This is a genomic window from Brevibacillus choshinensis, from assembly GCF_016811915.1.
Taxonomy (GTDB): domain Bacteria; phylum Bacillota; class Bacilli; order Brevibacillales; family Brevibacillaceae; genus Brevibacillus; species Brevibacillus choshinensis_A.
Genome location: NZ_CP069127.1, coordinates 5,879,775 through 5,892,497 on the forward strand (window position 1 = coordinate 5,879,775; position 12,723 = coordinate 5,892,497).

Here is a 12,723-nt window from a genome sequence, read left to right on the forward strand (position 1 = left end):
TTATTCACAATACGAATAATTATACCTACTATCCGAAAAATATCCACAATATTGCCAAGCCTTTGGCCAAAGGAAAAAACGCTGCAGACACCCATCTTGCGTGCCAGCAGCGTTTTCCTATTTTCCGTTAGGCTTTCGGCAATTCGAACGAGCTCTTCAGCGATACGATCCGGTTGAAGACGAGCTTCCCTTCCTTCGTATGCTTTGGATCGACATTGAAATAGCCGTGGCGGAAGAATTGGTATTTATCTTGAGGTGCTGTGTCCTTCATGTTTGGCTCCACGAAGCCATTTTGCACTTCCAGTGATTTCGGATTGATGTTGTCCAGGAACGTTCCTTCGTTTTCTTCCTCATCCATAATCAATGGCTCGTACAATCGGAATTCAGCCGGAACCGCCTGTGTCGCTTCCACCCAGTGGATGGTCCCTTTTACCTTGCGTCCGGTAAAGCCGCTGCCGCTCTTGGTTTCCGGGTCGTACGTGCAATGCAGCTCGATCACGTTGCCATCCGCATCCTTGATGACATCATGGCACTTAATGAAGTAAGCGTGCTTCAAGCGCACCTCATTCCCTGGGAAGAGTCGGAAATACTTGCTCGGCGGATTTTCCATGAAGTCGTCTTGCTCGATGTAGATCTCACGGGAAAACGGAATTTGGCGGTTGCCCATCTCTTCGTTTTCGGGATTGATTTCCGCATCCAGCATCTCGACTTGACCTTCCGGATAATTCGTGATGACCACCTTCAATGGATTTAAGACAGCCATTGTGCGCGGAGCCTTGAGCTTGAGGTCTTCCCGGATAAAATGCTCCAGCATTTTCTCGTCGACCGTACTGTTGCTTCTGGCTACACCGATTTCACGTGCGAAGGCGCGGATCGCTTCAGGCGTATAGCCGCGGCGGCGGTAGCCTGCGATGGTCGGCATGCGAGGATCGTCCCAGCCGTCCACGATATTTTCATCGACGAGCTGCTTGAGCTTCCGCTTGCTCATGACGGTATTCGTCAGATTCAGTCGGGCGAATTCGTATTGGTGCGGCACGTGTGCCATCTCGCATTCGGCGACTACCCAATCGTACAACGGGCGATGGTCTTCGAATTCCAGGGAGCAGAGCGAGTGCGTCACGCCTTCGATCGCATCCTCCAACGGGTGTGCAAAATCGTACATCGGATAGATGCACCATTGATCCCCGGTGTTGTGATGGGTCGCGTGGGAGATGCGGTAAAGCACCGGATCACGCATGTTGAAATTCGGGGATGTCATGTCGATCTTCGCACGAAGCACTTTCTCTCCGTCCTTGAATTCGCCTTTGCGCATCCGCGCGAAAAGATCGAGGTTCTCCTCCACGGAACGATTGCGGAATGGACTTTCTACACCTGGCTCCGTCAAAGTACCGCGGTACTTGCGCATGTCTTCAGCAGAAAGGTCGTCCACGTACGCTTTTCCTTTTTTGATGAGGAGTACCGCCCGGTTGTACATCTCCTCGAAATAATCGGAAGCGAAAAACAGCCCGTCCCAATCAAAGCCAAGCCACTGCACATCTTCCTTGATGGCATTCACATACTCGGTGTCTTCCTTGAGCGGATTGGTATCATCAAAACGCAAGTGAGCTTTCCCGGAAAACTCATGTGCCAAATCAAAGTTCAGGATGATGGCCTTTGCATGTCCAATATGAAGATACCCGTTCGGTTCAGGGGGAAATCGGGTAATGATTTTTTTCACTTTACCTTCTTGCAAGTCATCAATCACAATATTTCGGATAAAATTGGATGACGCTACCTTGTTTTCCAATGAAATCAACCTTTCACTTCACCTTTACATTCCATAATACTGATTCTCCCTCCAGAGTTCAACAAAATCGGGCCGTGGTCCGGCCCGCTGTGTCCATTCCGTTCCCTATTTTCTCGATGGCGGACGATAGTAAAGCTGAATGACAGAGTCCAGAGGGATATCGTGCTCCAGAATGGCGTGCAGCTTTTTCTGATGCTCGGGACGGATGAGATGTCGCAGCGGCTGTTCGACATGATTGAAATGCTCGAACGCTCCCGCCGCAATTTCATCCCATTGGCGGTAATACCGCAGCAGGTCATCCGGCATCACCCGCGAACGAGTCGTGCCTTCTTCCGGCAGGCAATCAAAGGGTTCATCCAAGTTCAACGTTCCATAATCATCTGTCAGTTCTTCACCCGGGTAAATATCCCTGGCCGCCAGCTCCATATCGTACATGGTGGCCACACAATTCGCGTGGAAGCTGTGATTGACGAACCGAGACTTATCCCAGCAGAGGATATACTTGCCGAACTGGTTTTTAAACGAATACTTCTGCACGTCCCGTTTTCGCAATGGATCCAGTGTTTCCACGAAAGCAGGATCCAATACCTGATCCAGTTCATCCATGGCCCACACGATCGTCCCTTTGGGAATGAATTTGGTCGCAAAAACGCCGAACCCGATTTGATCATTGATGTAACGCAATTCAGTATCGGGATGCATCATGATCCTGTTTCACTCCTTGGCGCACGCCGCCTTTTTCTTATCATAAGCAGCATCGCGATAGGAGGTGTATGATTGTCTGTAAAAAATCCGAGAAAACCACCTGACTTTTACAGAAAAAGCCGCCTGAAGCATTGCTCCGGCGGCCTTTCGCGACATGCATTACACAAACTCGAGCATCCGATCGGGATGATTGGTGCAGATCTGTACGTCTGGATGCCATGACATGACGGTGCGAATATGCTCAGGGTCATCCAAGGTCCACGCAACCACCTTGTAGCCTCGGTTGATCGCTTCGATAGTCAGCTCGCGGGTCAAATACGGGTAGCCCATGGAAAGGATATTGGCACCCGCCTCCTCCAGCTGTTCCATCATCAGCACCGGGCGCCCGGAGACGATCAAGCCAGTCTGTACATCCGTATCCAGCTGACGCACCTGACGGATCAAGTCGTGATCAAAGGATGTGATGTACACCTCTTGCTTCATATCGTGCTTTTCCAGGAGCTCCAATACCTTTTCCGCAATACCCGGGTACATATCGCTGGTCGCTTTCAGCTCGATGTTCAGCGTGCAGCGTCCTTTGACAGCCAAGAGCACCTCTTCCAGCGTCGGAATGCGTTCGCCTGCGAACTTCTCGTCCAGCCAGCTGCCAGCATCCAGTCCCCGCAGCTCCTGCAAGGTGTGATCCTTCACCAGTCCCTTGCCATTCGTCGTACGTCCGAGCGTAAAATCGTGGATGAGCACAGGAACTCCGTCGCTGGACAGCTGCACGTCAATCTCCATCGCCTGAATGGCAGGCTCCGCCAATGCGAGACGAATCGCGGTCATCGTATTTTCCGGCGCCTTGCCTGACCAGCCTCGGTGTGCCATGCAAATGTTCATGTTGCTCACTCCCCATTTCGGTTTATTTTTTCAGCAGCTTCTGCCCTTTTTCCGTCGCTTTTTGGATGGCTTCGTCTACGCTAGCCTGACCCAATACGGCACGCTGGATCTCTGTCATGATGACTTCCTGCAATTCTTTATAGCCAGGTACCATTGGGCGCGGAGAAGCGTACTGCAGCTGCTTTACTGCCACTTGGAAGTTCGGCTCTTTTTCATAGGCTTTCTTCATATCTTCGGATTCTACCGCTTCGGTCGTTACTGGCATGTAGCCGGATTCCAGCGAGAACGGGATGGTTTGCTTGGTGTCCGTCATCCACTGCATGAATTCCCAGGAAGCTTTTTTCTCTTCATCGCTCGATTTAGCCAGCATGACCAGGTTGGCACCGCCTGTAGGCGCACCGAAGTTCTTGTTTGCTGGCAAGAAGGCTGTTCCCAAATCAAATTTGGCATTTTCTTTCAAAGATCGCAAGTCCCCTGTCGAGGTAAAAATCATGCCGACTTGTTGATTGAGGAAATCCTGTTTCGCCACATCCCATGCGTTGTACTTCTCGCCTGGAGGTGCCTTCATGACGCCTTCTTTCAGCATACCTGTCCAGAATTCCAGCGGCGCTTTTCCTGCTTCGCTGTTGATTGCCAGCTCTTTGTTGTCGTCCGTCAAAATTTTACCGCCGCTTTGGAAAACAAGCGCTTCATAGAACCAGATGTCAATCGCCGTGGAGAATCCGTAGGTAGCCGTCTTGTCTCCTTCTTTTTTCGTCAGAGCCTCAGAGAATTGACGCAGCTCATCCCATGTTTTCGGTCCATTCGGGTCGAGCCCTGCCGCTTTCAGCATATCGCGGTTCAGGTACAAGAGCGGAGTCGAGCGGTTGAAAGGAATGGCGTACAGTTTGTCTTTCCAGTAGGAGTTCCCCAAGAGACCGGGAATGTACTTTTTCTCCGCTCCATTCGCGTAGGGTCCCAGATCTTCCAGAACTTTTGCGTCTGCGAACGCACCGATCGATCCTACCTCTACCATCGTCACGTCAGGCTGGTTCCCGGCGGATACCGAAGCGAGTACCTTGGAATGGTTTTCATAGTAGCTTCCTTGATACGCAGGCTTCACCACAATATCTTTATGCGATGCATTGAAGTCCTTGACCATCTTTTCGATGTATTCCCCGTTTTTGCCGCCGAGCGCATACCAGAAGTCGATTTCCACCGGTTTCCCTGCACTCGCAGTCTGTCCTTGCGGCGCCGCGCTTCCACCCGATTGATTATTCGTGCCAGCCGCTTCCTTGCTGCCTCCGCACCCTGCCAAAACTGCCGTCACGCTAAGAACACACGCCAACATGGATACCTGTAATTTTTTCACGAATAGATCCTCCTTTTAATGGGTACCGCTTATTTGGACTGATAGACAAACGCGCTGATAATGTGCCGCTGTGCGATGAAAAAGACGACGAGGATTGGCAAGACGAGAATCAAGTTGCCCGCCATGATGACGTTCCATTGTTTGCCGCCTTCCGCTGCCTTCAGCATCGAAATCCCGATCGGGAGCGTCCGCACACTATCGCTGTTCGTCATGATCAGAGGCCAGAAGTAATCATTCCAATGGTAGATAAAGCTGAACAATCCAAAGGTGACCAGCACGGGTTTTGCCATCGGTACCATGATGGTCCACATGATTTTCCACTCCGACGCGCTGTCGAGACGTGCTGCCTCGATGACTTCATCGGGTACCTGCATGAATGACTGGCGTAAGAGGAAAATGCCAAATGCACTGGCTCCGAACGGAAGAATCAGGGACCACAAGGTGTTGACCAGCCCCCAGTGACTCATCTCCACATAGACCGGCAAAAAGATAACCTGCGAAGGAATCATCAGGGCGATCAGGCTCAGGCCAAACAGCAGGTTTCGCCCTGGAAAGCGATACCGGGCAAAGGCGTAGGCTGCGGGTACCGCAATCAGAAATTGCAGGATCAAGATTCCTCCAGCGACCAGAATGCTGTTCATGACATAGGTCACAAATGGTCCGGAGCTCCAGGCAATACGGAAGTTCTCAAATTGCCAGGATTCAGGCCACCACGTCGGAGGAAACTGATAGACCTCCGGCATGGTTTTAAAAGCAGTCAGGAACATCCATAGAAACGGGAAGAGAAAGACGAGTCCGACAGCCGCCAGCAGCACCCACTCCACCGTTTTCCATGCGGTTCGTCCTACTTGCATCATGAGCGAGTCTCCTTTCTGGTTGAGTGTCTTAACGATAATGAACCCTTTTCTCCATCAAGCGGAAGTGCAGCCAGGTCAAGAGGCCAACCATTGCGAGCAGGATGACCGAAGCGGCAGAAGCAGCACCGCCGTTGTAGAAGTCCATGCCTTGCTCATAGATGTAAAAGACGAGCATGTTGGTGCTGTTGACAGGTCCCCCCTGCGTCATGATGTAAATCGTATCGAACACCTGGAAGGATGAGACCGTATTGATGACGAGCAAAAAGAATATCGTGGGAGAGAGCATCGGAACCGTAATGCGTGTCAGCGTACGCCACCACGGAGAGTGGTCCAGCTCCGCTGCTTCGTAGATGTCCTTCGGGATACTTTGCATACCGGCAATAAAGACCAGCGTGTTGTATCCGACTCCCTTCCAAATGCTGACCAGAATCAGGGAGATCATCGCGCTCTTGGTGTCGGACAGCCATGTGTATCCGGGCAGTCCCACCATCTCCAAAATGGCGTTCAACAGACCGTACTGCGGATCCATGAGCCACATCCACAGCATGGCGATGGAAACGAGTGACACGATGTGCGGACTGAATACGGCAGCCTGGACGATCCCGTATACTTTTGCCTTCCGATTGAGCCATAGCGCCAGCATAAAGGAAAGGAAGATCCCCAAGCCTACGGTAACTGCGGTATAGACGAGCGTGTTTCCCAATACTTGCAGGAAATCTTCCTCCATCATCAACGCCGTAAAATTACCGAGCCCGACCCACTCCATCTCCTCCAGATTCAGCAAAGACCAGTCAAAGAAGGACAAGTAAATCACATAGGCGATGGGAAAGAAGAAGAACAGGGTAAAAAACAGCATTGCTGGTGCGACATACAGGTATGGCCGAAGCCGCTCCATCCGATCGACAGCAGGTACTCCCTCAAGCTTTTGGGTCACCTGGTTGCTCGTTCCGGCTAGCTCTGGTGCAGCAACCGCTTTGCGCATCAGACAACCCCTCCAGCCAATGCTTGCTGGTTCGCTCGCCCAGTCGCTTTCCCCGTTCGCTTCCCGGTTGCCCGATCAAATTCGTAAATGTTTGCGGCGTGTACGGCTACCTGCACATGGGTTCCCATTTGGATCGAGGTCTCCGTGTCGACTTTGACAACGACACGACCTTTATCCGTTTCCACGTGGCAGAGCGACTCCGAACCGAGGATTTCACGGGAGATGACTGTTCCCCGCAATGTGCGCATTTCGAGTGACACGGCGGGTGCCGCAGACTCGGCAAGCAGCTGTGCCTTTTCTGGACGGAATCCCCACACGACCTGGCTGTTCTCCCCGTCCGACACAATATTCATCGCCGGAGAGCCGATAAACTGGGCGACGAACAGGTTGTCCGGCTCCTGATACAGCTCCAGCGGTGCGGCCACCTGCATGATATTGCCTTCGCTCATGACGACAATCTGATCGCCCATCGTCATCGCTTCCACCTGATCGTGCGTCACATAAATGAACGTGCTGCCCAGCTGCTTGTGCAGGCTCGTCAGCTCTACCCGCATCTGGTTGCGCAGCTTGGCATCCAGATTGGATAGCGGTTCGTCCATCAAAAACACTTTGGGTTTTTTCACCATCGCCCGCGCCAGCGCCACACGCTGACGTTGTCCGCCAGAGAGCTGGGACGGCTTGCGTTTGAGATACTGAGTCAAGCCGACGATCTCGGCGATTTCCTCTACGAGAACCTTGCACTCTTTTTTCGAGGTCCCGCGGTTTCGCAGCCCGTAAGCAATGTTGTCATAGACATTCATCGTCGGATACAAGGCGTAGTTCTGGAACACCATCGCGATATCCCGTTTTCCCGGCGGCAATTGGTTGACCGTCTGATCCCCGATCACGATCTGCCCGCTAGAAGCGCTCTCCAATCCTGCGATCATCCGAAGCGTCGTGGATTTCCCGCAGCCTGACGGGCCGACCAGAACCGTAAACGATCCATCCGGGATCATGAGATCGATCCCTTTCACCACCTGCTGGTTGGCGAACGTCTTGGTCACCTGGTTCAATACGACTCGTGCCATCTGCTTCAGCTCCCTCCCTGGATTTTTACTGCCAGCATCTCTGTGACAAACGATTGAAAGTCTGCGAATCGATAGTCAGGAACCGCATAGGACCATTCCTCTTGCCCGTACCATTCCAGCACGACCGATGCGACCTGGGCTCCTACGGCCGCCAGCACGTCGTAGCGGCTGTCCCCGATCATCAACGCCTGATCGGGGCGTTTGTTCATCTCTGCCAGCGCCTTTTGGACCGGCTCTGCTGAAGGTTTTCCCTGCGTGACATCATCGACGGTGACGACCGAGGAAAACAGGTGATCGATTCCGGCCAGCTCCAGACCGGCCACTGCAAATTCCCGCTGCTTGTTGGTGACGATCGCCAGTTCATAGCCGGCTGCTTGCAATTTCGCGAGTCCCTCTCGTACAAATGGAAAGAGCTTCACATGCTTCCCGTGATTTTCCCTGACGTAGGCGAAGTAGTAATCCAACACTTCCTTTTTATCCGGCAAACCAGCTGCCTCTGCGACCGCTGCGAGAAAATCGTCGAACGATTCCCCAAAGCGAGCGAGCAGCTCCTCCCGGCTGAAATGACCGGGTGCATATTTTTCTGCCGCATGAGCAACTGCATCGATAACGGCATCTCGACTATCCAAGAGCGTGCCATCGAGATCAAACAACAACGCTTGAATCATGTACAAAACTCTCCTTCCACAATGAGGGGCTACCTACGGAAACAGCTGTCGCACCATGCTGCAGTACTCGCTCCATCTGCTCTCGCTTGCGGATCAGTCCACCTGCAATAATCGGGGTACCCAGCACACTTCTGTACTCTTCGAGAAATTCAGGCAAGAGGCCCGGCATCAGCTCAACGGCGTCGGGCTGCGTCTCCTGAATAGCCTGAAGCCCTGATTTCAATGCATCGCTGTCCACCAAAAAATGTCGTTGTATCGTCAGCAAACCTTGTTTTTTCGCCAGCTTGATCAAGGTGTTCCTCGTCGTCACGATTCCATCCGGCTTGACGTAGTGGGAAAGAAATGCAATGCCTTCCCGGTCGTAGCTGATTCCGCCTACCCGCTCCAAATGGATGAACACGGGAATGTCACGGTTCTTGAAATAATCGACGTACCCTTTGATCACGCCGATGTTCCCGATGGAAAGTACCACTGCACTCAGATTGGCCTCCGCCGCTTTCTCCAAATACTTCGCCTCTTTCACCGATGCAATCAGCTTGTAGTGATTAAGTCTTGCGAGGAATTCCTTTGAATCCATTTGTATGGCCTCCTATGCGCATGACAAAAAACCCTGCGACACAACAACGCCAAAGAACTCTCGAGGAAAAGTGCTTGGGTATTGCTGTCGGGGGTTTCTCCATGGCTCCAACCGAGGGAATCTGTTCACTTGTCACTTAGAATGGTAAAGCAGCCAGGTTAAGGCTACGTGAAGGACATGTTAAAAAAGGGAAAAGGAAATGTGAATTGACAGCATGGAAAAGTCGGGATTATCATAATTTATATTCAAATAATCAAATATTCAAAGATAAAGAAGGGTTCTAACATGATGGGGACGGGAAGATTTGAAGGCTATACGATGAAGTCATTCAGAAGGGATTGCGTGTCCGGGTTCATCGTGGCTGTCATTGCTCTACCGCTCGGAATGGCGTTTGCCATCGCTTCCGGAGTCAAGCCGGAGTACGGCATTTACACCACCATTGTTGCGGGAATATTGATTTCCCTGTTCGGAGGGTCACGATTTCAGATTGGGGGGCCAACCGGTGCGTTTATCCCCATTTTGTTCGCGATCGTCATGCAATACGGCTACGAAAATCTGCTGATTGCCGGCTTCATGGCAGGAGCCATGCTCGTCATCATGGGGCTTCTTCGTCTTGGTGCCTTAATCAAGTACATCCCCCGTCCAGTAACGGTCGGATTTACGGCGGGGATCGCTGTCATCATTTTCAGCGGGCAGATTGTTCACTTTCTAGGTCTTCGGGACATCCAGAAGCATGAGGACTTCCTATCCAATATGAAGGAGATCGCAATCCACTTTCCGACTCTCAACCTCTACAGCATCATTACGGCGTGCATTTGCCTTGCTCTTATCTTGCTGACGCCGCGGATATTCCCAAAAGTACCCGGCTCGCTCATCGGCTTGATTCTATCGAGTCTGGTAGCTGTGCTATTATTTGAAGAGAAGGTTGCCACCATTGGTTCAACATTCGGAGCTATTCCCAGTACACTGCCCTCTTTTCGCTTTCCCGAAATCACGTTTGAGCGCATACAGGCATTGCTGAATCCCGCGCTGGTGATTGCCTTGCTGGGCGCTGTCGAGTCCTTGCTGTCCGCAGTCGTTGCTGACGGCATGTCCAGCCAGCGGCACAACAGCAATCGGGAATTGATCGGCCAAGGCATCGCCAATATGATCACACCCCTGTTCGGCGGCATTCCTGCAACGGGGGCGATTGCCCGTACCGCGACCAACATCAGGAGTGGAGCTGCTTCTCCTCTGTCTGGCGTGATTCACGGGGTCATCGTCTTGTTGATTCTGGTCTTGTTTGCACCGTATGCCTCACACATTCCGTTGGCGAGCATGGCTCCCATCTTGATGCTGGTGGCATGGAACATGAGTGAGCGCAAGGAATTCCTCCATATTCTCAAAACCAGAACCAGCGATTCGGTAGTGCTATTGATTACGTTTCTCCTGACCGTTTTTACCGATTTGACTCTCGCTGTCGAGGTGGGGCTGATTCTGGCCATTCTCCTGTTCGTCAAACGGATGAGCGGATCGCTGAAGATCACCAAAGCTCTGCCAGATCCGGACAGCAAAAACCAGAAGATCATGCCTCATATGGTTTCGGAGGTACACGATTGCCCGCAAATCAGCATCTTCACCATCGAGGGACCCCTTTTCTTCGGAGATGCGAGCCTGCTTGAAAAGTCCATTCTCGATGCTGCTGCATCCTCAACAGGCATCCTGCTTCTGCGGATGGGAAAGGTTCCTTTTCTGGACACGACAGGGGAAGCCAGCTTGGCGAGCATTGTCAGGCACTTCCGCTCTCGGGGTGGAACGGTGCTTTTCTCAGAGCTGCAGGATCAACCCAGAGCTCTCCTGCAGCGCACCGGGCTTTATGAAGTGATTGGGAAAGCGAATGATTTTGCGCACACGGGAGAAGCCATCGACTGCGCCTTGACCAGGCTGAATCAAGCAAAATGCCTCGGCTGCCAGCATTTTGCGTTTCGCGAGTGTACCGCTCTGTCCGACCATGGCAACTCAGCGCAGGCGTTAGCCGTCCAGAAGCAAGAATCGCCTGCCCATGCCCATACTTGAAAGATGGAGGATTCTTTCATTGAATTTAGAACTGCAACAGTTTAAAGCTGATTTTTTCAAAGCGTTGGGACATCCGTTGCGCATCCGCATTTTGGAGCTGTTATCTGAGGGCGACAAGAATGTCAACGAGCTCCAAAGCTTGATCGGAAGCGAAGGATCTGCCGTCTCCCAACAGCTCGCGGTCCTGCGCAGCAAGAATATCGTGTACGGAACGAAAGACGGCAACAAGGTGACCTATTCGCTTCGAGACCCGATGATCATTGAGCTCTTATCGGTTGCCCGTCAAATCTTTAACAACCACCTGATTGATGCCATTTCGATGCTGGACCGATTCAACGAAGAATAATGAAAATGCCCAGGACGTTTGCGAGCGTCCCGGGCATTTTCATTTTACACGTTAATAACCGCATCCAGCGCAATCAACGCTTCCGCTTCGATCGCTTTTGCCAATGTTTCCGTATGTGGATTGTAATCCTGCAGCAGGTCTGCATCAGCAAAGCCGTCGATTGCCAAAATGGAGCCTGCTTTCATGCCGCGCAAGGCTGCGATGACGAACAGCGCAGAGTTCTCCATCTCTACTGCCAGTACACCCGCTTTTTGATAGAGCTTGTGCGGGAATTCCAGAACGCCGCTGTAGAATACGTCGAGCGTCAGCGTGATGCCTTCTGCGATGTGGAGGCTGGAATCACTCGACTTCGCCGCCTCGGCCAATGCTTCTGCCACTTGGCGGTTGGCGATCGCAGGAAATCCCGGAGGCACGAGCTGACTGGTCAGCCCGTCTTGGCGAACGGCTGCCGAACTGATGACGAGACTGCCCGGTTGAATCTCCTGTTGATAGGAACCCGCTGTTCCCACGCGGATGATGACTTCCACGCCGCCCTTGGCCAATTCCTCGAAGCAGACGGCTGCTCCCGGCGATCCCACACCATGGCTGACAATCGCCACCTCGACGCCCTTCCATTCTCCCGCATAGCTGTGGTATTCCCGGTTTTCCGCCAGCGGCCGGTGGTTGTCCAGCTTGGATGCAATCAAAGCTGCACGCTTCGGATCGCCGCACACAATGACGCGCTTTGGCAGCATATCTGGATCGATCTTTAGATTCGTCAGCATCTCAATCAAACTCCTTTTTCTCCCACTCGTCTTCCGGAATCGGCAAAGCTTCGCCGGAAAATCGCTCTTCCCGGAAAGGATCGCCATCTAGATGAAAGCCGTTTTGCTCCCAGAAGCCAGGCTTATTTTCATCCATAAATTCAAAGCCTCGCAGCCATTTCACACTCTTCCAAAAATACAGATGCGGAACCACCAGGCGCAGCGGCCACCCATGCTTGTCTGTCAGCTTTTCGCCGTCGAAGGTATGTGCCAGAATCACATCATCGCGATCCAGATCGCTCAAGGCGATATTGGACGTATAATCATGATCGCCGTGCAGCATGACATACGAGCTTTGTGGTGTTACCCCGATCGCTTTCATGAAGTCGCGGAAACGAACGCCCGTAAACGCGTTGTCAAAACGGGACCAGCGCGTCACGCAGTGAATGTCGCACGTGACCGTCGACTGAGGCAATGCCATGAATTGCTCATACGTCAGGGTCACTTCCCGGTCTACCTGTCCGAATACCCGAAACGTCCACTCATTCATGTCGTAGACAGGCACTTCTCCTTCATGCAAAATCGGAAACCGCTCCGTGAGCACTTGCCCAGGCGGCAGGCGCTTGGCCAATGCAGGATCGACCGCGGGCACCTTCATTCGTTTGATACGTTCTGCCTTGTCCATCTCGCATTACTCCTTTGTTTTC

The 12,723-nt window shown here is 52.3% G+C and carries 13 protein-coding genes; 2 read left to right on the forward strand and 11 right to left on the reverse strand.

Annotated elements, in window-relative coordinates; all coding sequences use genetic code 11:
* Positions 1-127: 127 nt before the first annotated feature.
* From JNE38_RS29250 to JNE38_RS29290, 9 genes are all read right to left on the reverse strand, one after another.
* Complete coding sequence (locus tag JNE38_RS29250) at positions 128-1,795, reverse strand: glutamine--tRNA ligase/YqeY domain fusion protein (protein ID WP_428993683.1); 1,668 nt, start codon at positions 1,793-1,795, stop codon at positions 128-130.
* Between the two features lie 96 nt (positions 1,796-1,891).
* A complete protein-coding gene (locus tag JNE38_RS29255; RefSeq protein WP_203354525.1) occupies positions 1,892-2,491 on the reverse strand; it encodes an SET domain-containing protein in 600 nt (199 codons plus the stop codon).
* A 159-nt stretch (positions 2,492-2,650) separates the two neighbouring features.
* Positions 2,651-3,370 carry a glycerophosphodiester phosphodiesterase gene (locus tag JNE38_RS29260; protein WP_203354526.1) on the reverse strand — a complete coding sequence of 240 codons (720 nt, stop codon included), beginning with the start codon at positions 3,368-3,370 and terminating at the stop codon, positions 2,651-2,653.
* Positions 3,371-3,392: 22 nt separating this feature from the next.
* Positions 3,393-4,700, reverse strand: coding sequence for an ABC transporter substrate-binding protein (locus JNE38_RS29265; RefSeq protein ID WP_203357797.1), 1,308 nt, complete (start codon positions 4,698-4,700; stop codon positions 3,393-3,395).
* 50 nt (positions 4,701-4,750) lie between these two features.
* Complete coding sequence (locus JNE38_RS29270) at positions 4,751-5,578, reverse strand: carbohydrate ABC transporter permease (RefSeq protein WP_203354527.1); 828 nt, start codon at positions 5,576-5,578, stop codon at positions 4,751-4,753.
* Between the two features lie 28 nt (positions 5,579-5,606).
* On the reverse strand, positions 5,607-6,560 hold the full coding sequence (locus tag JNE38_RS29275) for a carbohydrate ABC transporter permease (protein ID WP_203354528.1): 954 nt from the start codon (positions 6,558-6,560) through the stop codon (positions 5,607-5,609).
* Positions 6,560-7,627, reverse strand: coding sequence for an ABC transporter ATP-binding protein (locus JNE38_RS29280; protein ID WP_203354529.1), 1,068 nt, complete (start codon positions 7,625-7,627; stop codon positions 6,560-6,562). Before JNE38_RS29280 ends, JNE38_RS29275 begins: the two co-directional genes overlap by 1 nt.
* A gap of 5 nt (positions 7,628-7,632) precedes the next feature.
* Entirely contained in the window at positions 7,633-8,295 is a 663-nt protein-coding gene (locus JNE38_RS29285; RefSeq protein WP_203354530.1) for an HAD family hydrolase, read from the reverse strand.
* Positions 8,273-8,872 (reverse strand): glycerol-3-phosphate responsive antiterminator, encoded by a 600-nt coding sequence (locus JNE38_RS29290; protein WP_203354531.1) that lies wholly within the window; start codon positions 8,870-8,872, stop codon positions 8,273-8,275. The genes JNE38_RS29285 and JNE38_RS29290 overlap by 23 nt, the downstream gene beginning before the upstream one ends.
* A gap of 285 nt (positions 8,873-9,157) precedes the next feature.
* Here JNE38_RS29290 and JNE38_RS29295 point away from each other — a divergent pair, with 285 nt between their 5' ends.
* Together JNE38_RS29295 and JNE38_RS29300 are read left to right on the forward strand one after the other, a co-directional pair.
* Positions 9,158-10,927 carry a SulP family inorganic anion transporter gene (locus tag JNE38_RS29295; protein ID WP_203354532.1) on the forward strand — a complete coding sequence of 590 codons (1,770 nt, stop codon included), beginning with the start codon at positions 9,158-9,160 and terminating at the stop codon, positions 10,925-10,927.
* 19 nt (positions 10,928-10,946) lie between these two features.
* Positions 10,947-11,273 (forward strand): ArsR/SmtB family transcription factor, encoded by a 327-nt coding sequence (locus JNE38_RS29300; RefSeq protein ID WP_203354533.1) that lies wholly within the window; start codon positions 10,947-10,949, stop codon positions 11,271-11,273.
* Positions 11,274-11,317: 44 nt separating this feature from the next.
* Here JNE38_RS29300 and JNE38_RS29305 read toward each other — a convergent pair whose 3' ends face one another.
* Positions 11,318-12,037, reverse strand: coding sequence for a nucleoside phosphorylase (locus JNE38_RS29305; protein ID WP_203354534.1), 720 nt, complete (start codon positions 12,035-12,037; stop codon positions 11,318-11,320).
* Between the two features lies 1 nt (position 12,038).
* Complete coding sequence (locus JNE38_RS29310; RefSeq protein WP_203354535.1) at positions 12,039-12,701, reverse strand: sulfite oxidase-like oxidoreductase; 663 nt, start codon at positions 12,699-12,701, stop codon at positions 12,039-12,041.
* Between the last annotated feature and the right edge of the window lie 22 nt (positions 12,702-12,723).

Coding starts and splice junctions, on each gene's coding strand:
- JNE38_RS29275 (WP_203354528.1), bottom strand. CDS start 6,560: ATGCGCAAAGCGGTTGCTGCACCAGAGCTAGCCGGAACGAGCAACCAG.
- JNE38_RS29260 (WP_203354526.1), bottom strand. CDS start 3,370: ATGAACATTTGCATGGCACACCGAGGCTGGTCAGGCAAGGCGCCGGAA.
- JNE38_RS29270 (WP_203354527.1), bottom strand. CDS start 5,578: ATGATGCAAGTAGGACGAACCGCATGGAAAACGGTGGAGTGGGTGCTG.
- JNE38_RS29255 (WP_203354525.1), bottom strand. CDS start 2,491: ATGATGCATCCCGATACTGAATTGCGTTACATCAATGATCAAATCGGG.
- JNE38_RS29280 (WP_203354529.1), bottom strand. CDS start 7,627: ATGGCACGAGTCGTATTGAACCAGGTGACCAAGACGTTCGCCAACCAG.
- JNE38_RS29295 (WP_203354532.1), top strand. CDS start 9,158: ATGATGGGGACGGGAAGATTTGAAGGCTATACGATGAAGTCATTCAGA.
- JNE38_RS29285 (WP_203354530.1), bottom strand. CDS start 8,295: ATGATTCAAGCGTTGTTGTTTGATCTCGATGGCACGCTCTTGGATAGT.
- JNE38_RS29310 (WP_203354535.1), bottom strand. CDS start 12,701: ATGGACAAGGCAGAACGTATCAAACGAATGAAGGTGCCCGCGGTCGAT.
- JNE38_RS29265 (WP_203357797.1), bottom strand. CDS start 4,700: ATGTTGGCGTGTGTTCTTAGCGTGACGGCAGTTTTGGCAGGGTGCGGA.
- JNE38_RS29305 (WP_203354534.1), bottom strand. CDS start 12,037: ATGCTGACGAATCTAAAGATCGATCCAGATATGCTGCCAAAGCGCGTC.
- JNE38_RS29290 (WP_203354531.1), bottom strand. CDS start 8,872: ATGGATTCAAAGGAATTCCTCGCAAGACTTAATCACTACAAGCTGATT.